This window comes from Chryseobacterium sp. HNCC26DJ241 (assembly GCF_057180505.1).
Genome location: NZ_JBXUGL010000013.1, coordinates 1 through 20335, shown reverse-complemented (window position 1 = coordinate 20335; position 20335 = coordinate 1). Strand labels below are relative to the sequence as shown.

15 protein-coding genes and 1 tRNA gene are annotated in these 20335 nt (G+C 31.3%); 5 read left to right on the top strand and 11 right to left on the bottom strand.

Features of this window, described 5'->3' with window-relative positions:
• Positions 1-117: 117 nt before the first annotated feature.
• Entirely contained in the window at positions 118-1137 is a 1020-nt protein-coding gene (locus AC2A1C_RS08075; protein WP_484025094.1) for an asparaginase, read from the top strand.
• 60 nt (positions 1138-1197) lie between these two features.
• Positions 1198-1284: transfer RNA gene (locus AC2A1C_RS08070), tRNA-Ser, on the top strand.
• A 273-nt stretch (positions 1285-1557) separates the two neighbouring features.
• Here AC2A1C_RS08070 and AC2A1C_RS08065 read toward each other — a convergent pair.
• The 5 genes from AC2A1C_RS08065 to AC2A1C_RS08045 form a co-directional block, all read right to left on the bottom strand.
• Complete coding sequence (locus AC2A1C_RS08065; RefSeq protein ID WP_484025092.1) at positions 1558-2856, bottom strand: TolC family protein; 1299 nt, start codon at positions 2854-2856, stop codon at positions 1558-1560.
• Positions 2857-2934: 78 nt separating this feature from the next.
• Positions 2935-5355, bottom strand: a complete 2421-nt coding sequence (locus AC2A1C_RS08060; RefSeq protein WP_484025185.1) for an ABC transporter permease — start codon at positions 5353-5355, stop codon at positions 2935-2937.
• 103 nt (positions 5356-5458) lie between these two features.
• Positions 5459-7873 carry an ABC transporter permease gene (locus AC2A1C_RS08055; protein WP_484025091.1) on the bottom strand — a complete coding sequence of 805 codons (2415 nt, stop codon included), beginning with the start codon at positions 7871-7873 and terminating at the stop codon, positions 5459-5461.
• Between the two features lie 92 nt (positions 7874-7965).
• On the bottom strand, positions 7966-8688 hold the full coding sequence (locus AC2A1C_RS08050; RefSeq protein ID WP_484025089.1) for an ABC transporter ATP-binding protein: 723 nt from the start codon (positions 8686-8688) through the stop codon (positions 7966-7968).
• Between the two features lie 57 nt (positions 8689-8745).
• Positions 8746-9984, bottom strand: a complete 1239-nt coding sequence (locus AC2A1C_RS08045; protein WP_484025087.1) for an efflux RND transporter periplasmic adaptor subunit — start codon at positions 9982-9984, stop codon at positions 8746-8748.
• Between the two features lie 162 nt (positions 9985-10146).
• Between AC2A1C_RS08045 and AC2A1C_RS08040 the strand changes: the two genes are divergently transcribed.
• Genes AC2A1C_RS08040 through AC2A1C_RS08030 form a run of 3 tightly spaced genes read left to right on the top strand, consistent with a single transcriptional unit; the run spans position 10147 to position 13869 of the window.
• The gene (locus tag AC2A1C_RS08040) at positions 10147-11187 is read left to right on the top strand and encodes a PDDEXK nuclease domain-containing protein (RefSeq protein WP_484025085.1); all 1041 of its coding nucleotides are present in this window, start codon (positions 10147-10149) and stop codon (positions 11185-11187) included.
• Positions 11188-11203: 16 nt separating this feature from the next.
• Positions 11204-12547 (top strand): sigma-54-dependent transcriptional regulator, encoded by a 1344-nt coding sequence (locus AC2A1C_RS08035; protein ID WP_484025083.1) that lies wholly within the window; start codon positions 11204-11206, stop codon positions 12545-12547.
• A gap of 2 nt (positions 12548-12549) precedes the next feature.
• Positions 12550-13869 (top strand): sensor histidine kinase, encoded by a 1320-nt coding sequence (locus tag AC2A1C_RS08030; RefSeq protein ID WP_484025081.1) that lies wholly within the window; start codon positions 12550-12552, stop codon positions 13867-13869.
• Between the two features lie 223 nt (positions 13870-14092).
• Here AC2A1C_RS08030 and AC2A1C_RS08025 read toward each other — a convergent pair whose 3' ends face one another.
• The 6 genes from AC2A1C_RS08025 to AC2A1C_RS08000 form a co-directional block, all read right to left on the bottom strand.
• Positions 14093-14401, bottom strand: coding sequence for a hypothetical protein (locus AC2A1C_RS08025; protein WP_484025079.1), 309 nt, complete (start codon positions 14399-14401; stop codon positions 14093-14095).
• A 56-nt stretch (positions 14402-14457) separates the two neighbouring features.
• Entirely contained in the window at positions 14458-15741 is a 1284-nt protein-coding gene (locus AC2A1C_RS08020; RefSeq protein ID WP_484025077.1) for a WG repeat-containing protein, read from the bottom strand.
• Positions 15742-15848: 107 nt separating this feature from the next.
• Entirely contained in the window at positions 15849-17051 is a 1203-nt protein-coding gene (locus tag AC2A1C_RS08015) for a zinc metalloprotease (protein WP_484025075.1), read from the bottom strand.
• Entirely contained in the window at positions 17051-18904 is a 1854-nt protein-coding gene (locus tag AC2A1C_RS08010) for a prenyltransferase/squalene oxidase repeat-containing protein (RefSeq protein ID WP_484025073.1), read from the bottom strand. The genes AC2A1C_RS08015 and AC2A1C_RS08010 overlap by 1 nt, the downstream gene beginning before the upstream one ends.
• Complete coding sequence (locus tag AC2A1C_RS08005) at positions 18894-20054, bottom strand: hypothetical protein (protein ID WP_484025071.1); 1161 nt, start codon at positions 20052-20054, stop codon at positions 18894-18896. Before AC2A1C_RS08005 ends, AC2A1C_RS08010 begins: the two co-directional genes overlap by 11 nt.
• A 17-nt stretch (positions 20055-20071) precedes the next feature.
• The coding region (locus tag AC2A1C_RS08000; protein WP_484025069.1) for a hypothetical protein at positions 20072-20335 on the bottom strand (264 nt) is incomplete at its 5' end.

The window sequence follows — 20335 nt, the reverse complement described above, 5'->3', positions numbered from 1 at the left end:
ATAACCGAAACGAAGTGAAGCCCGGAAAAGCCCGACCCGAGCTGCTGCAAAGATTTGGAGAGGGACACGCCCAAATAATCGTTGTTTTGTATCCAAATAAAATATTAAATTTAAGACATGAAAAGAAAAATTCTTCTGATCTACACCGGCGGAACTATCGGAATGGAAAAAAACTATGAAACCGGGAGTTTGGTTCCGTTTGATTTTCAGCATATTTTCAATAAAATTCCTGAAATGAATCTTCTGGAATGTGAAGTTTCTGTACATCCCTTCAAAAAACCGATGGATTCTTCCGATATGGGACCGAAAGAATGGCAAATTATAGCCAATTATATCGGAAAAAATTATGAAAATTTTGATGGTTTTCTCATTCTTCACGGAACGGATACCATGTCTTATACTGCATCTGCATTAAGTTTCATGTTGAAAGGTTTGAGAAAACCCGTGATTTTGACCGGTTCGCAACTTCCTATTGGCGATTTGCGTACTGATGCTAAAGAAAATCTTTTAACCAGTCTTTATTATGCAAGTTTGTATGAAAATAATGAAGCTGTAGTTCAGGAAGTGGCTATTTATTTTGAATATAAGTTATTGCGTGGTAACCGAACTTTAAAATATTCTGCCGAAAATTTTGATGCGTATCTTAGTCCCAATTATCCAATTTTGGGGCAATCCGGAGTGCATCTGAATGTGGAAAAAGAGTTTTTGTACAGGGCAAAAAAGGAAGAAAAATTTAGAGTAGATACTCATATTTCTAGGGATGTTCTTTTTTGGAGGATTTTCCCGGGAATGTCACTAGAAAGTTTCCACCAATTGCCAAAAATGAAAGTACTGATTCTTCAGGTATTTGGTTCCGGAACTATTTTTAATTCTTCAAAAACGGAGGAAACTTTAAAAAAAATAAGAAAAAATGGAACAGAAATTATTGTTGTAAGCCAATGCATTTCTGGCGGAATTTCGTTTGGAAAATATGAAAACAGCGCAATTTTCTCAAAAATAGGTGCCATAAGCGGAAATGATATGACTGCGGAAAGCGCCATCACAAAAGCCATGCATCTTATTGATAATCCGAATTATAAAGAACCTTTTTCTGAAAATTTTGTAAAAAATAGTTGTGGAGAAGTTTCGGAAATTTGAAATTTTTAAATTCAGATTTTGTTCTTAGCGCTAAATAATGTATTTTTGCACACCAAATTTAGAGAGGTGTCCGAGTGGTTGAAGGAGCTACCCTGGAAAGGTAGTATACGGGTAACTGTATCGAGGGTTCGAATCCCTTCCTCTCTGCTGAAAACAAGTTAGTTACAAAAAAAACATTCAATTTATATTGGGTGTTTTTTTATTTAGCCTTAGGAATTAAGCCCCTTTAGCTTAAAAAAACTTAATAAAAAGCAATTTATTGATTCCTTAATCGAAATCAACTTAACTAACTGAAATTCTTAATGTTAAATTTAAGAATAAACAAAGTTTATTTTAATTTAGAATAGTAAGAAAAAGCTATACAACTTTTATTAAGTAAAATTTAACAGACTCTAAGATATTTTATTGGAAATCCATCCTTTATTCTCCACCTTCAAAAACCTTGAGAAGCTCATTTTGCTGCATTACTTCGTATTTGCTATTGATAAGGTTGTAATTTGCCTGTAACCAATTATTTCTCACTACAAAAAAAGTATAAGCATCCATCAAACCTTCTTTATATTTCTCTTCCGATTTTTGAAAAGATAATTTCTGATTTTCAAAATTAGATTGCAGTAAAGTATATTTTTCCTGAGAATTTAGGAATTGGGTTTTGATGGAATTAATACTTTGAGTAAGATTATTCACCAAAATTTCTTTGTCGAAATTATAATTGATAACATTCAGTTTGGCAATTTCTACATTATTTTTTACTTGTAATTTATTAAAGATCGGAACATTGATACCAAAAGCAACTTGCTGGTTTTTATTTTGTTTGAACTGATCCGAAAAACTTTCGGCAAGATTATTTCCACCCAAAGTTTTATTATAAAAACTAGACCAACTATAAGAAGCATTCAATGTGGGAAGATAGGCTGATTTTGCTATCTCTATATTTTTTTCGGAGGCTTTTATTTCTTTTAAAACGGATTGATAGGCAGGATTTATTTCTAAAAGATTTTTGACAAAATCGGAATCATTGAATCCGGAATCTATCGTTAAATTTTTATCATCCATCACAAAATCAAGAGAATCCTGAGTAATGGCAAGAGAATTTAAAAGATTAATTTTTGATAAATCTCGTTGATTTTTTGCAGAAATCCATTGTTCCTGTAAAGTCCCTAAATTGGCCTTTATGTCATAAATATCACTTTTCGGCCTATTTCCAATTTCCACTTCTTTTTCGGTGCGTTTGATTTGATCTTCGATTCCTGAAATCTGAGTTTCCAAAACATCCAACCAACTTTTGCTGTTCTGATAGGTGAAAAATTTTTGAATTACATCAAGTTTTACCTCATTCTGAGCATGCTTCATTTTATAAGTTGTACTTTCTTTATTAATTTTTGATAAAGAAATATTGAGATAATTTTTCCAGTTCATCAGTTCCCAATTTGCCTGTGCATAAAATTGGTCGTACTGAACATTCAGCGCTTCTCTTTGATTGGTAGAAGGATTGATAGTAGAACCAAAACTATAACTGTGAGTAATTCCTGCTTCAGCAGAAGGAAGCAGCATTCCTTTTGCAGCAGAAATTTGGCGATCAGATTTCTGAATATTAACGGTTGCCTGTTTTATCAAAGGGTGATTTTTAGAAGCATAATCCAAACTTTCCTGAAGATTCCAAGTTTTCTGTTGTGCAGTAACCGATATAGTGATGAAGATAAAAAATAATTTTTTCATAATTGATGGTTAGTTGACAGTTGATGGTCTTATTGATAAAATTTCTATCAACTAAAAACCAACAACTCTCAACCAATTTTATTCGTATTTCAAATATTTTACAAGATTTACTTTTGTTGCTCGATAGGCTTTGATGCTTACAACTCCAAATGTCAGAATCAATAAAATGAGCATGCTTAAAATATAGGGCGCAATTGGCATATCTATTCGGTAGGCGAAATCTTTCAGCCATTCATTCATTGCATAATAACTAATGGGAAAGCTCAATATCACTGCTAAAAAACAGATTAATAAAAATCTTTTCGTGAGATCCCAAATGATGGTTTTCTCATCTGCACCCAAAGTTTTTTTGATGGCTACATCCTTCAGTTTTTGTTCTATCAACAATGATGATAAAGCAAATAATCCTAATAAAGCAATTGTTAAAACAACGATATTCAACGTGGTAAAAAGTGTCTGTTGTTTCTGGAATTTCTCAAAAGTTTTAGCAAATTGTTTATCTATAAATTGATAATCAAAGGGATAACCTGGCTCAGCTTTCGTAAGCCAAAATTCTTTGATTCTTTCAATCGTTCCATTAATATCGTTTCCTGAAAGTTTGATTTGAAGATTTTGCATATTTTTTTTTGTCCAGTTTCTATCATAATTGAAGAAAACAATCGGCATCATCGGTTTATCTACACCATCATAATAGAAATCTTTTACGACACCCAAGATTTTGTATTTCTTTTTGCCGTCCCAACCTGTAAGAAATTCTTTATCAACAGCGTTTTGAGAATTGTATCCTAATTTGTTTGCAAATACTTCGTTCACGACAGCACCATTAATAGTGTCCGAAGTTTTTTTCCAGTCTATGTCTCTTCCAGAAACAAACTTGATTTTGTAGAATCTCAAATAGTTTTCATCAATGGCTCCAAGCATTGTATTTTCTATGGTTTTGGTGGTATCTTTTGCGTTTTTTACCACAGAACTATTTGATGCACCTCTTCCTAAAGAATTTACAGAACCTGTAACATCTACTACTCCAGATATTTTCTTGACTTCGTTACTCAGAAGTTTATATTTTTTGAAATTGTAATTATTCTCCCAATTTGTTTTCTTGAAGTCGATCTGAATGACTTGATCGCCTTTGAAACCAAGATCTTTATTCATCATATAACTTACCTGAGTATGAATAATCAAAGAACAAATAATGAAAAATGAAGAAATAATGAGTTGTAAAGTAAGGATAGAATTTCTTAGCCAAATACCATTTTTACTTCGGGAAAAGTTTCCTTTTAGCGTATTGATAGGTCTGAAATTGGAGAGATAAAGTGCAGGAATCAATCCCGAAATCAAAGAAAAAACGATTAACAATAATCCTGTGTAGATGAATAGGTTTGGATCATTCAGTTTGATTTCTTTGCTGAGAAATTTGTTGTAAGATGGAAGCAGAAGTTCCACCATTGCGAATGCCAAAACATACGCTACAAAACAAATCATAAAAGTTTCTAATAAAAATTGTAAAATGAGTTGAGATTTTGTAACTCCCACCACTTTTCTAACACCCACTTCTTTAGCACGCTGAGAAGCCTGTGCTGTTTTTAGATTGATTAAATTAATTCCCGACAAAAGCAATATCAAAGCAGATAATCCCAATAAAATCATAATAGATTTTTTGTCGCCTTTTTCGATACCTTCACTTTTAGCGTCCAGTTTCATCTTTGCAACAGGCGTAAGATAAACCATTGTTTGTTTTTTCTTATAAATCTCATAGCCCCATTTTTTGGCAGAAATAATTTCCTGTTCCTGCATAAGCTTAGTGAGTTTAGACTCCAAGGTTTTTACATCAACTCCTTGTTTTATTTTGAAAAAACCATAATAACTGTAGCTTGTCCATTGATCTTTAGAATCTTCCAAATAAGGATTTTTAAACAAAAAATCTGGTTTGAAAACGGTATTGCTGTTCGGGATTTTATAAATAGCTGTGACAATGTAACTCTTGTTATCCACTTCACTTTTAACAGATTTTCCTATTGCTCCTAGATAGTCATCCCCAAAAAGCAATTTGGCAGTTTTTTCTGATAATGCTACTTTGCCTTGATCATTCAAAGCATTTTGGAAATTGCCAGCAATTTTCTCAAAAGGGAAAAAGCTAAAGAAAGAATCTACTGTTGCGCCCGCCGAAACATAGGCAGAATTGTTTCCGAAACTAAGCTTTTTCTTTCCCCAATCATTGAACATTGTAACATCTGCAATCTCGGAGAATTTTTCTTTGGAGACAAACAATTCTGGATAACTAGAAACTGCCATAATTCCGAAAGAAGCGTTTCCATTTTCCACGAAATAGATATTCTCTTTATTGGGAATCCATTCTTCGTATGATTTTTCGTCGTTCCAATTGATATACACAAGAAGAAACGCACACAATCCCACACTCAATCCGAAAATATTGATAAGAGTAGAAAGCCAATTTTTTTTATAATTGATGAATGCTATTTTGAGCCAGTTTTTAATCATAGTTGTCAGTTGTTGGTTGTCGGTTGTCAGTTGTTGGTTGTCAGTTGATACTTTGATAGAACTTTCGCCAACAACCATCAACCGACAACCATCAACTAAATTTTTATTCGTATTTCAAATATTTTACAAGATTTACTTTTGTAGCGCGATGTGCTTTTATGCTTACTACAGCAAAAGTCAGAATCAGGAGAATGAAAAAACTTAAAACATAGGGCAAAATTGGCATATCAATTCGGTAAGCGAAATCTTTCAGCCATTCATTCATCAGATAATAACTAACCGGAATGCTTATGAAAACAGCAATTACAGTAATCCATAAAAATTGTTTTGTCAATCCTAAAATCAAATTTCTGTCAGAAGCTCCCAATGTTTTTCTGATGGCAACATCTTTCAGCTTTTGCTCTATCATTAATGATGATAATGCAAATAATCCAAGCAAAGCAACCATTAAAACCATTGCATTCAGAATTGTAAAAAGGGTTTGTTGTTTTTGATATTTTTCGAAGGTTTTTGCAAATTGATTATCGATGAAATAAGAGCTAAAAGGATACCCCGGTTCTGCATTTTTCTGCCAATAATTTTTCAATCTTTTTACCGTTCCATCAATGTCATCAGCTTTCAATTTTAATTGGATATTATTAATCTGGGTTCTTTTCCACTGTGTTTCCAGAAAATGAAAAAATACAATGGGCTCTATTTCGGTATTAAGACTTCGTATATTGTAATCTTTTACTATACCAACAATACGATAAGGCTTATTATCAAATCCCGGTCTGAATTCTTTGTTTAAAGCCTGCTCAGTTGACCAACCAAATTTTCTTGCAAATGTTTCGTTTATCAAAACATTATTGATCGTATCAGAGGCAAATTTTGGATTCAGCCAACGTCCTTTTATGAGTTTAACTCCAATAAATTGCAAATAATCAAAATCCATAGAACCGTGTTGCGCATTGAAACTTTGCCTCATATAATCCATATTCGAGCTGTTGAAATTTCCAGTTCCCGGAACTGCTTCTCCATAAGAAACACTTTCTACACCTTGTATTTTAGACATTTCAGATTTTAATCTTTCGTATTTCGCCCAAGGTTTTCTATGACTGTAATCATTAAAATTAATTTGCAAAATCTGTTTACCATTGAATCCCAAATCTTTATTCATCATATATTTTACTTGATTGTGAACAATCAATCCACCAATAATGAAAAAAGATGAGATGATTAATTGTAAAGTCAAAATTCCGTTTCTGAGCCAAATCCCGTGTTTGCTTCTGGCAAAATTTCCTTTCAGAGTTTCGATCGCTTTAAAGTTGGATAAATAAATTGCCGGAATTAATCCTGAAATTAAGGTTACCAAAACAATCATTATAAATGAATAAAAGAAAACATGCCAATCGTTGAATTTAATTTCTTTGCCAAAAAATTTATTGAAACTTGGCAAAAGCAATTCCGTAAAAGCCAAAGAAAGAAAATAAGACAAAAAGCAAATCATAAATGTTTCCATCAAAAACTGTAAAATAAGATTTGATCTTGTGCTTCCGATGGCTTTTCTCACACCTACTTCTTTTGCTCGTTGTGATGCTTGAGCGGTTTTCAAATTAATGAAATTGATTGCGGACAAAATAACGATGAGAACAGATAAAGTAAACAAAATCAGAATAGTTTTGAAATCCGGACTGCCAAACCAAGTTGCTTTGGCATGCAAATTCATTTTATCAAGAGGTGTGAGCAAAGATGATGTTGGTCCATAAGTATCAATGTATTGCTGCGGTGTCATCCCAGAATTTTTGGAATCTTTTTTTGCCCGTATCATAATGATATCTCGAAACTTATTTTCAAAAATTTTAGGATCAACTCCTTTTTTCAGCATAAAAAATCCTGCGTAATTGAAATTTCCCCATTGTTCTTTATCATTCTTAATTTGTTCTACCGGATTTATAAGAAAATCGGGTTTTATTTGCGAGTTTTCTTTTGGCAACTCATAAACTGCTGTTACTACAAAATCTTTATTATCAAACTTTATACTTTCACCCGCAACATTGGTTTTCCCAAAAAGGTTTTTAGCTGCCTCTGTAGAAATTGCAATATCTGATGCATTTTTTAAAGAATTTTTATTGCTGCCAGACACAATCTTGAATGGGAAGAAATTGAAAAAACTCTCCGAAACAAAAAAACCATTTTGTTGAAAAACAGATTTGTATTTTGTGGTCATTTTATAAGCCGTTCCTGTATTGGTAAGCACTACAAAATCCTGAACTTCCGGAATGAGCTTGGCAGAGTTTTCCGCAAAAGAATACGAAATACTACTTCCATAAAAATTCTCATTTTTGAAATAAGATTGAAAAAAATAAATCTGTTCTTTCTTAGGATTCCATTTTTCGTAAGATTCTTCGTCATTCCAATGCATTAGAATGAGCATAAATCCTGTTAATCCAACCGTTAATCCAAATAAATTAATAATCGTGGAAAGCCAGTTTTTTTTATAATTGATGAAGGCAATTTTTAGCCAGTTTTGTAACATAATTGTTGATTTTGGGTTGATTGTTGTTAGTTGATTGTTGTTAGTTTTGAGAATCCCCATCAACTAACAACCGACAACCATCAACTAAATTTTTATTCGAAACTCTTAGCTTCTGCTTTTTCAAAAATATCTTTTCTTTGGCTGGTATGTTCTTCACTGAAAATTTCGCCGTCTTTCATATTTACAATTCTTGAAGCAAAACCTGCATCGTAAGAAGAGTGTGTTACCATAACAATTGTAGAACCTTCTCTGTGAAGTTCCGCCAAAAGATTCATCACTTCATTTCCGTTAGAAGAATCTAGGTTTCCTGTTGGTTCATCGGCTAAAATTAATTTCGGTTTTGTAACCAAAGCTCTTGCAACAGCTGCTCTTTGTTGCTGCCCTCCTGAAAGTTGTTGCGGATAATGTTTTGCACGATGCGAAATATTAATTTTTTCCATAATTTCTTCCACTCGTTTTTTTCTTTCGGAGGAAGAAACACCATTATAAATCAAGGGAAGCTCAATATTTTCATAAACCGTGAGTTCATCAATCAGATTAAAATTCTGGAAAATAAAACCGATATTTTTCTTTCTGAGAGCGGATTTCTTTTTTTCATTAAGATTTAAAGTTTCAGTATCCGTGAATTTATACGATCCTGAAGATGCATCATCCAACAATCCGAGAATATTGAGAAACGTCGATTTTCCGCAACCTGAAGGTCCCATTATTGCTACGAATTCTCCTTCTTTTATATTCAGACTTACTTCATTAAGCGCATTGGTTTGTACATCTTCTGTTTTATAGATTTTTGAAAGATTTTGAATGTTTATCATTGTAATATGGCTTTGTTAAAATTATTGAATTACGTTTTATAAATATTTTTGATGAATTTACTGAAGATTTAAAATTTCGTATTGCTTAAAGTCCGAATAATCGGAAGTGATGATTTTCTCACCTTTTTTCAAACCAGAAGTTACTTCATAATACAGTGGATTTTCCCTTCCTAAACTTATATTTCTTTTTTCGGCTTTATTGCCTTTTACTACAAATATCCATTTTCCGGAAGTATCTTTGTAAAAATTCCCTTTTGGAATGATAAGACTTTGTGTATCAGCAGATAATTTTAATTTCACACCGAATGTCATCCCGATTTTCAAATTTTCAGGTTTTAAGTCTGTAAAATTCAACTCTACAGAAAATTGTCCTTGAGAAACCTCAGGAAGAATTTTCGTGATAATGACTTCGTATTCTTTTCCGTTATTTTCCAAAGTTCCTTTAATCCCGATTTGCAATTTATTGATGTAATATTCATCTACTTTGGCTACCAATTTATACCCATCCATCAAATCAATTTTCCCGATGCTTTGTCCGGAAGTCAAGTTTTGTCCAAGAGAAATATTGAATGAAGACAATCTTCCTGCAACCGGAGCCATAATCAGGAAATTATTTTTGTTGGAACGAAGAACCTGAAGACTTTTTTCCATTTGATTAATTGAAGTATTGATTGCATTCACCTGAGAATTTCTGGATTTGGTTTCATTTGCCATACTTTCTTCTGTGATTTGTTTTCTTTTTTTCTGATAATTAAGGTTTTGCACACTCATATCGTATTCTGTTTTCTTGCCAATTTCTGCATCATATAATCTTTTTTGAAGATTGTATGTTTGTTGTGCAGTATTGAAATCGTTTTGAGCCTGCAACAATTCTTTATCTTGGTTAAATTCCTGATTTTTCAACTCTAAAAGCGAGCTTCTCATTTGGCTGATTTGCTGCATAATTCCAGTTTCCTGATTAAGATAATTGAATTCCGTATTGGGATTATAAACTCTTGCAATTGGTTGTCCTTTGATGAGCATTTGTCCGTCTTCCGCAAAAATTTCCTTTACAGCTCCTCCTTCCATTACATTAATTAAAGAGGAATTGAGAGATTGTGTTTGTGCTGTAATCATCAACATATCTTCAAATTTACCTTCGGAAACTTCATCAATTTGTATATCATCAGATTTCACATTGAATGTTTTTTTCTGCTGCGCAAAATACCACACAAATGCAGAAATAAAAGCAATTCCCAAAACTGCTGGTAAAATAATTTTTAATTTGGATTTCTTTTTTACTATTTTCGTATCCATATTCAGTTAACTGATTTACAGATAATTACACAATGCTAATGCCAATAATTTATATTTTTGTAAATAACTGAAAATGAATAGTAAAGAAATTTTAAATATTTTTAAAGTGTCCGATTCCGAACACAATTTGTTCAAAAATGGACAAATTAATGATTAAAAACTATGTCTAAAAAAATAAAAAATACCCAATCTCCCGACAAATCAGTCGTATTTTCAGACGAAAAACTGTTAACTGATTTATCAAAACTTATTGAGCAAAGTCGCCAACAGATTGCGATGTATGCTAATAGTACGTTAACCATTTTATTTTGGCAAGTTGGAAAACGTATCAATGATGACATTCTACAAAACCAACGTGCAGAATACGGAAAACAAATTGTTTCGACAGTGTCGGCAAAATTGGAAAATGCTTACGGTAGAAATTTTACTGAAAAAAATGTACGAAGAATGATGCAATTTGCAGAGCTTTTCTCTGATATGCAAATTGTCGTTACACTGTCACGACAATTAACCTGGTCTCATTTTTTAGTTTTAATTCCTTTAAAATCAGCTAAAGCTAAAGAATTTTATGCGCAATTAGCCATCAAAGAAACGCTTGGTGTAAGAGAACTCCGAAAACAAATCGCAAACAAAGCTTTTGAACGAACCGAAATTGCCAATCTGCAATCATCACAGAGCGAACATTTTCCAATCAATACTTTCAAAGACCCATATTTGTTAGATTTTCTCGGCTTACAAAATGATTATCTCGAAAAAGATATTGAAACAGCCATTCTTCACGAATTGGAAAAATTTATCCTAGAATTAGGAAAAGGATTTGCTTTTGTAGAACGCCAAAAAAGAATGATTATCGACGGAGAAGATTTTTATCTTGATCTTTTATTTTACCATCGTACACTCAAAAGATTGGTGGCAATCGAACTGAAATTGGGAAAATTCCAAGCCAAATATAAAGGACAAATGGAATTATATCTGAAATGGCTCAACAAAAACGAAAAACAACAAGGCGAAGAAACTCCAATTGGATTGATATTATGTGCAGAAAGCAGCAAAGAACAGATAGAACTTTTGGAAATGCACAAAGACGGAATAATGGTCGCTGAATATTGGACAGAACTACCACCCAAAAAAGAACTCGAAAGAAAGTTGCATTTAGCCTTAATCGAAGCAAAAGAACGTTTTGAACGTAAAAAATTGCTGTAAAATTTATAATTCAAAAATGCGTAAGAAAGAAGCTCATATTTTAATTGTTGATGATGACGAAGATATTTTGTTTTCGGCGAGAGTCTGGCTGAAGAAATTCTTTACGGAAATCAGTACACTCAATCAGCCGAAAAATATTTTGAAATTTCTTTCAGAACAGCAAGTTGATGTGGTTTTGCTTGATATGAATTTCCGAAAAGGTTTTGAAAACGGACAAGACGGATTATACTGGATGCAGGAAATCAAAACTATTGATCCTGAACTTCCTATTATTCTGATGACAGCTTATGGTGAAGTAGAATTGGCTGTTGAAGCATTGAAAAACGGAGCTTCTGATTTTATTTTAAAACCTTGGAACAACGAAAAATTATATGCATCCGTAAATCTTGCAGTAGATGTTTCAAGGAAAAATAAAAAACTGAGTCAGTGGGAAAATATTCAGCGAAATTCTAATCAGTATCAGCTTGAAAGTCATTCTTCTGCAATGCAGGAAGTTTTGGAACAGATAAAAAGAGTGGCTCCAACAGATGCTAATGTTCTGCTTCTTGGAGAAAACGGAACGGGGAAATATGTTTTGGCAGAATATATTCACGAACTTTCCGACAGGAAAAATCAGCCTTTTGTTCATATAGATTTGGGAAGTCTATCTGAAAATCTTTTTGAAGCGGAATTATTCGGATATAAAAAAGGAGCTTTTACAGATGCTTATCAAGATTATGCAGGAAAAATTGAAAATGCACAAAACGGAACTGTTTTTCTGGACGAAATCGGGAATCTTCCTTTGCATTTGCAAACCAAATTATTAAGCCTGATTCAAAACCGAAAATTATCCCGACTAGGAGAAACCAAAGAGCGGCAATTGGATGTACGATTTATTTTTGCTACTAACGAGAATCTTAAAAAAGCGGTTGCAGAAAACCAGTTTCGGCAGGATTTGTATTATCGGATTAATACTGTGGAATTGTATATTCCGGCTTTAAGAGAGAGAAAAGAAGATATTTCCGTTCTATCTAATTATTTTCTGGATAAATACAAACAGAAATATCACAAAAATGAACTTTATCTTTCGGAAGAACTTCAAAATCAACTGCTTAATTATTCGTGGCCGGGAAATATCCGCGAATTGGATCATTGCATAGAAAGAAGCATCATTCTTTCCAATACTAAAAATCTGAAACTTCTGATGCCACAAAATACAGAAAATGAAGTCTCCGTTACCAATCTGAATATCGAAGAAATGGAAGAAATGCTCATAAAAAAAGCACTAAAAAAACACAAAGGAAATATTTCTTCTGCCGCAGAAGATTTGGGACTTTCCAGAGCAGCTTTATACAGGAGAATGGAAAAATTTGGAATATAGTTATGCATAAGAAAAGTTCTTTTATCTGGCTTTTTTCAATAGTGCTTTCTATTATTAGTGCTGTTTTGACTTATCATTTTTATGTGGAGGGAAAATGGATCAATTGTGTTTTATTCTCAGTTCTTTCTTTAGGATTAATTTTTATCGGGAAGTCGGCTGCTTTATCTTATATCACAAAAACCGAAAAAATTCTGCTATCCATTCAAAAAAAGGATTTTTCATTATTTCCAAAACCTGAAGGTCCAGAAATTTTAAACAATGCTGTACAACTATATTATCAAAGCAAGCAAGAACATCTTTCCTTATCATCCTATAAATTGTTGTATGAAAGCATTTTGAATCAATTGGAAATTGGTTTAATGATTCTTTCCAAGCAAAATGATGAGTGGCAGGTTTTTTATGTAAATCCTATTTTTTTGGAAACTTTACAAATACCAAAATACAACAAATGGGAACTTTATCGGGAAAAAATTCCGGCATTTTATACTATTATTGAAAGAAACGGATATGATAACACCCAAGATTTTTTTGATATTTCCATAAAAAACAATGCAAAACAATCGTATTCTCTACGAACCAACAAAGTAGAAACACCACAACAAAAATTTTGCATCATTTCTTTAGAATCTGTTCAGAAAATTATCGTGCAAAAAGAAAAACTGGCGTGGAATAATCTGATGAAAGTTATTTCCCACGAGCTGCTAAATACTTTAACACCAGTTAATAGTCTTATCCAAAATCTGGAATATATTGCCAATCAAGAAATTGTAGATAAAGACGATCAGCAGGAAATGAAGGAAAGTTTGATGATTATCAATTCGAAATCGAAACAGCTTTTAAATTTTGTGGATGATTATCGACAGGTGGCGGAATTACCGAAACCGGTTTTATCAAATATTTCTTTAAAAAAAATCACAGAATCTGCACTTGAATTTTTAAAACCTGAATTTGAAAAAAACAATATCGAAATCGTAAATCATCTTGACAATCAAATCATTTTAGCCGATGAAAAAATGATCGAGCGATGCATTATCAATTTATATTTAAATGCAATTTATGCTGTGTCAGAAAAAAATCATAAAATCATCCGTACTGAAATACGATCTTTCAATAGCAGAATTATTCTTTCTATAGAAGACAATGGTGTCGGTATTACCGATGAAATTAAGGATAAAATTTTCCTACCATTTTTCACAACAAGAAATGGAGGTTCCGGAATTGGATTGACATTGAGCAAAAGCATTATGGAAGCGCATAAAGGCTACCTTAATTATAAACCTCTGGAAAAAGGAAGCCGTTTTGAAATGTGGTTTGTGGAATGATAGATATTAATTTTTTAAGGCTAATAATTTCTATAATAATTCATTAATATAATTTCAGCTTTTTTCTAAAAATCTGAGTTCGGGCATGCAAAAAATAATATGTTAATAAATGCTTTAGCCGAAACTTAATATAGGTTTTATTTAAGAATCAGACTCTGTTCAAAACATCCAACCATTTCCATTTCTTTTATATTAAAATATCAACATTGCTTTTTCAAACCCTTTATACAAATAAAATTAGTGAAAAATTGACTATTAATGCTGGTATATAAAAAAAATATCCCGGCGGAAAATGATCGTCATCTAAATAGGGATTCCCTATGATTTCATCATAAATTTCGTAATAATAGAAACGTTTTACACCATCATATAAAACTACCAGTTGAGCTACAATAAGAAGCCAGATCCACAATTTATCATTCAGGTAACGATAGAAAAAATAACCAATAGTGTAAATCGCTGTAATAACCAAAATACCAATGAGCAAATTGATTTCATGTACTGCCATTTGTTGTCCTCGATTTGTACCCATCAGATCCATTTGAAATTTCGCTCCAAATGCAACAGATAAAACAAACAAAATGAGAATTAAAATCTTCTTTTTTGCCATATCTTCCAATAATAGTTACCGTTATTATATCTTAAAACGTACATTTTGTTTTTTAATTCAAAAATTACTTCATCCTGATTATACTCTGGCTTGCTTCTTACTTTTATTTTTTCGGAAAAAATAATATTTTTGTTATAGTCTATACAAATTGTTTTATTGTTCGTTTTCATCAGTAAAATCAAATTCAGTTTGTCAAACGATTGAATGGATTTATAAACAGGCTTTGCAATAATATTACCCAAAGTATCTGTTAATCCTTGTTTTTTGTTAATGCTTATTTTATAAAACCGATCAGATAGTTCTTTTATATTGTCATATTTCGGATAGATAATATCGTTACCTAAACTATCAATAACTCCCATTTTTATTGGTATAAAATGTTTATCATTTACATAAATCCCATTTATGCCGTTTACAATTTCGCGTGTGTTACTTTTATTTTTTTCCCAATCTACAGGTTCAGTTAGCTGATTACTCGGAAGAGTTTCAATGATGGATCTATTGGTATTATCAGAAGGCTGGATAAATAGCAACATATAATCTTTAGGAATTACAGAAAGTGTATTTTTCTGAATAAGATTCATGTGGTTATAATTTTTTCTTGCTACGATCAGAGGTATTAAACCAAAATTTAATTTTACAAATTCATATTCACCATGAGTGATAAATTTTTCTAATTTGCGATCATACACCAAAGGCTTTTTTTTCAGCGTATCTTTTGTAAATACCCAATACCGAAGATCATTTCCTGGATAAACAAAATATTTTGCGGGGAATATTATTTTTCCTTTATCATTTATCAAGCCACGTATTTTCCCTTTTTTATCAACCGAAAATGCACCTACTCGATACTGGTGAAAATAGAAGGGAATTGTAGATACCGCTTCAATTTCTTTTCCTGTTTTTATATTATACAATCCCCATTTATTTTTAGTTTTCACCGGAGCCCAACCTGTTGAACGCTCCACCCAGCCTACTTCATCATATCTTATTGGGACTATAATTTTCCCAGTAGTATCAATCAGACCTTGTTTGTGAAATGGAAATAATAATCCCATATAAATATTATCTGCGGCAAATTGATTAGTTTTCTTTTTATTGGTATTGAATATAAATGGAGTAAATTCCTTGATTTTGCTATTATAACTACCGAAAATATAGCCATTTTCAAAACCATTATAAGCCCAAACCAACCATAGTAAAATACCAATAGCTGTGCTTATCAGTAATAGGAATAATCGCTTTTTAAATTTTGAACCCATTTATAACTAACACCAAAAAGTTTTCTTGATATTAGTATAAATATAAAAAAAATACAACAAATGAGGGTTTTATATATAATCTACAGATACAGAAAAAAGTGAGCAATTTAAATCTTATTTTTCTTTTTCCGGAAAACCAATTTTAAAACTCCTGTAAATAGTTTGAAAAGAACAATGTATAATACTAACGTTAAAATTATATGAATCAAATCTCTAAAACCAATTGTAGTATTCCCCTCTACAAGATTTATAAGTTTACTAAATAAAATTCTCGGGAAATTGATGAAATTTTTCCAGTTCCGAAAGATCTGATAATAGAAAACCAAACCAATAACAGCTACATTAAATATTCCGTATAATGCTACCAGATAATTATTTTTTTCTAGTTCAGGTTTTTTGAATTTAAAAACTGAAACAATAATAATTTTTAGACTATTCATTGCATGAAAATTGAGATTAGGTTTATTCATTAAATCTGACAAAATCCAGTAACCGTCAGCTCTCATAAAAGGAATAAAATTGTATAAAGCCGATCCAATAATCAAAAATGATAAGATCTCTAAAGACGAATTATTTGTAAGATAAGCAATAAGCGATAAAAATAAACAAAATATAATTTCGAAATATACACCGGCACTATTTACTATAATTCTCTTCCATCGGTTTAACCTCCATATATCTGTAACATCTGCAAAAAAAACAGGAACAATAAAAAGATAAAACCCAAAACCTATTCCTCCATGCTTTGCCTTAAAAAAATGTGCTGCTGCTGCATGTCCTAATTCATGAAAGATCGTACTAATAAACATTAATAAAATAGAAACAGGGAGAATTCCTCCAAGATTTATCGTTGAATAATTCTGATAATTATTCAGAAAATGATGTATAAAAACTATAATAGAAAGACAAAAAACTGTAATAAATGAATATAATGTAAATAAAAAACCTAACAACGGAACTATTTTGGAAACATACGAATTTTTAAGAAAAATAAAGCCATAACTAATATATTTCGGAAGTTTAGAGTAAGTTTCTTGATATTCATTCGTGCCAAAAACTCCATATTTTTCCATCTTTTTGAATAATGAAAAAATCTGATCTTCTTTCAAAAAAATTTGATGTTTATGATGGTATTCATTCTGAAGATCATATATAGTTCTTGTACCATCGGCCAAAATCAATAAATTATAATATTTATCATTAATTTTTGTATACTTATTTATTTTTGAATTATATATCAAATAGTCTTTCTTGTTAAACTCCAGTAACTCAATTTCCGGTGCAAGAGCAAATAATTGTTCCTTTTCCATTATAGTAAAGCTTTTAATACATATGCAGTGGTAAGAGTTTTACTTCCGTACGGTTCATAAGATTTAGGTTTTATAAAATCTTCGGAATTCCAACTGCCATCAGCTAATTGTTTCACTAAAAGGTATTCTTTAGCTTTTTTTCTATGACTTTCCAATTTCTGCCCACCGATAAGAGTCATACAAAATATTGCAAATGCTGTAGATAAGATGCTGTATTTGTCCTCATCATAACTGCCGTCAATATTTTGATTGTTATAAAGAAAATCTTCTACTTTGTCTTTTGCATCTTTATATTTATCATCGAATTGGCAAATCAAACGAAGATTTATATATGTTCCATAAAATTTTCCGTAATACCAACGACTTTTCCAATATCCTTCTTTCTCAATTTGAGAAAGAATAAAATCTATCGCATTAGAAACAGTATTTTTATATTTCATTGCATCGAAAAGATGCAGTGCATAAGCAAAATTGGCAACAACTTCTACATCAGGACCTTTCCCCCATTTTGTTGAATTAAAAAAATTCTGAATAGTTTGCTTTTCCGAAAGTTTTTTTTGGGGTATAATCCAAGTTTCAATACCTCCATTTGTTGTGATTCTATCGCTTAAAGCAATATCAATAGTATTTATACAATAGGTATCAATTAAATCCTTTCTTCCACTTTTTAAAAAGAGCTGCATGATTTGTCCTAAATCATCAATGTCAGCAGCAATTTCCTGTACAGTTGGAAAATAGGACCAGCCACCTATTGCATCATTATTTTTTTGCTGAATAAAATAGGTGTTTTCATCTTCAAGAAAATTTTCAAGATTAAGATTAAATTTTACACCTATGTCTATTAAGCAGTCATTAACAATAGCTCTCGGAAAAATATCAGACACATGAACATTTTGGTCGTTATCAAATCCTTCAAGATTACTCAAATACATGATATGCTTTAAGTCTCCATAGTTGTGCAGGAAATCATATTTTATATAATCCAAGCCTCTTATAATTTTCTTATCATCTATTTTTTCATAATTGAAAAAAGATCTTTCGGATTTACCTTTTCTTAATTTCAGTCTTGCTTGCAAAACTTGTAAATATCCATAAATGCTATCTTTTGTTCTCACCACTGTTTGCTGAAAATCATTTATAGTATTATACCACATATTGTCACCGTCCAAAGCAGGAGCAAGAGTTTTGGCTTTTTCCAGATATTTAATTGAATCTTCGAGGATTTCTATTCCAACTCCTTTTATATAAAGCAATTTATTTAAGACAGTCGGTTCATTATTATAATCTGAAAATCTGATAATTTTCGACAATTCATGAACAGCCTTATTAAACTGTTTCTTTTGAAAATCAGAGACAAAATCTATAACATCATCATATAACTGAAATGCTACTGAAAAAGATTTGTGTGAAAGGATGAGATGATGGTATGTTTCTACATCTTTTTCTCCTGAAAGAGTATATAAACAATCTATAGCAATCTTTCCAAAAGCTGATTTTTTATCTGCAACCTCATTATAGAATTCTTCTGTTGGCTTTGACCAAAGTTGTTTTTCAAGTACTACAGCTTGAAAATACTCTGTTTTTCGTGAAGCCCAATAATTCCAAAAAATATCGTTTTGAGGATAAATTGAGGATAATCGTTTAATCGCATTCTCCTGAAGATCTATTACTTTAACGATATTATGACTGGCTCCATCATCCAATACAGAATCCAAATGCAGTATCGACTGGTAATAATCATAACCTGCTATCGATAAAGAATCAACAATTTCAGGATTAATATTTTTATAGTAGCTATGAAAGAGTTTGGGATAATATTCGTAAAAATCAGGAGATTTTTGTTTAAGGCTCATTGATAAATTTTTGTTCTTCAGATGTTAATAATGTCTTACTTTCCTTTGATTCTTTAGTTGGTATATTTTCGGTGATATTTTTGGTGAGGTCTATTTTATTTTTTAATCCTTTATCATTCGAAGTATTAAATTTTTGAAAACTGATTTCCTGTATCATGCTTACCGGTATATCTTTCCCTTTATAAATTCCCGATCCGGCTACTGAAATCTTTACATTGGTAGGGAAATATTTGTAATCTCTCTTCGTAAAATCATAAGAAATCGTAAAAGAATCATTGCTAATGCTATATTCTTCTCCCAATTTATTTTTGGCGATCTTCTTTTTACTGACATTATTTTTTCCTGACACTTCCATAAATGTGACAGCATTATCATTTTTATTGAATATAACATATCCTGAAAAATCCATGTCTTTATTATCTTCCACCTTAAATGTAATTTTTTGAATTCCAGCTGTAGTATTTGAAACTTTAGAAGATATCTTATTATTTTTGAATTGATTGAGAATCTCAGCAATTTCGGCATTAAGGAATATTTTTGATACAAAATTTGACGGAATTATTTGCACATCATTGTTAAAAGGATATTCTGCATTAGTCTTTGTCGTTTTAAAATATCTTATATTATTCAGATTCATCTGAAAGAAAGCGTCAATATTTTTTGCTTCAGAAAAATTAAAAAGATTATATTTTGACCATACATTGATATCAGCCACCAAAAAATTGCTGATCTTGTGATCTATGTATGCTTTCTGTTTTATCACACCATAATAAAATGAAGGTTTATTGTAATAAATACTTTGGTAATTTTTTAAAATATTTTGAAAAATGGTCTGAATATTTACATTTTCAAGTGTTACTTCTTCTATATCAATGAATTTTGGCTCTAAATCTAATATCTTATTATTAACATCAGAAATCACCACTTCACGTTCCATGTAAGTGGGTGCTGAAACAGTACATTTAGGCGAATTACTTTCTGCTAATACAAGACCTTCTTCATTGGTATAATAAACGCCTGTATCAGTAACTATTTTAGCATTTTTCAAAGGCACAGAATTGTCCGACCCTATAATTTTAACTTCAAATTGCTGTTGTGCATAAGTAGCTACAGATAGTACAAAAACTAGAGTTAAGTATATTCTTTTCATTATTTATACATTCAGATTTAGAGCTTAATTTTAAGTTTAGGTAGCAAATTCAGAGTTCCTTTTATAAGATAATCTTGAATGTTTACAGGATAATCATACTTTCCAACATTATGCAATAATATATCGATTTCTCTGGGTGTATAGTTGATATTTACTTTATCAGATGATATTTTATAGAATTGTATTTCTAAGTTTTTGTCTTTAAAATTTTTTAAACTCATTGTCTCTCCATCCTTATTCAAATCCAGGCATAATGAATCTGGCGATTTTACATTTTCATA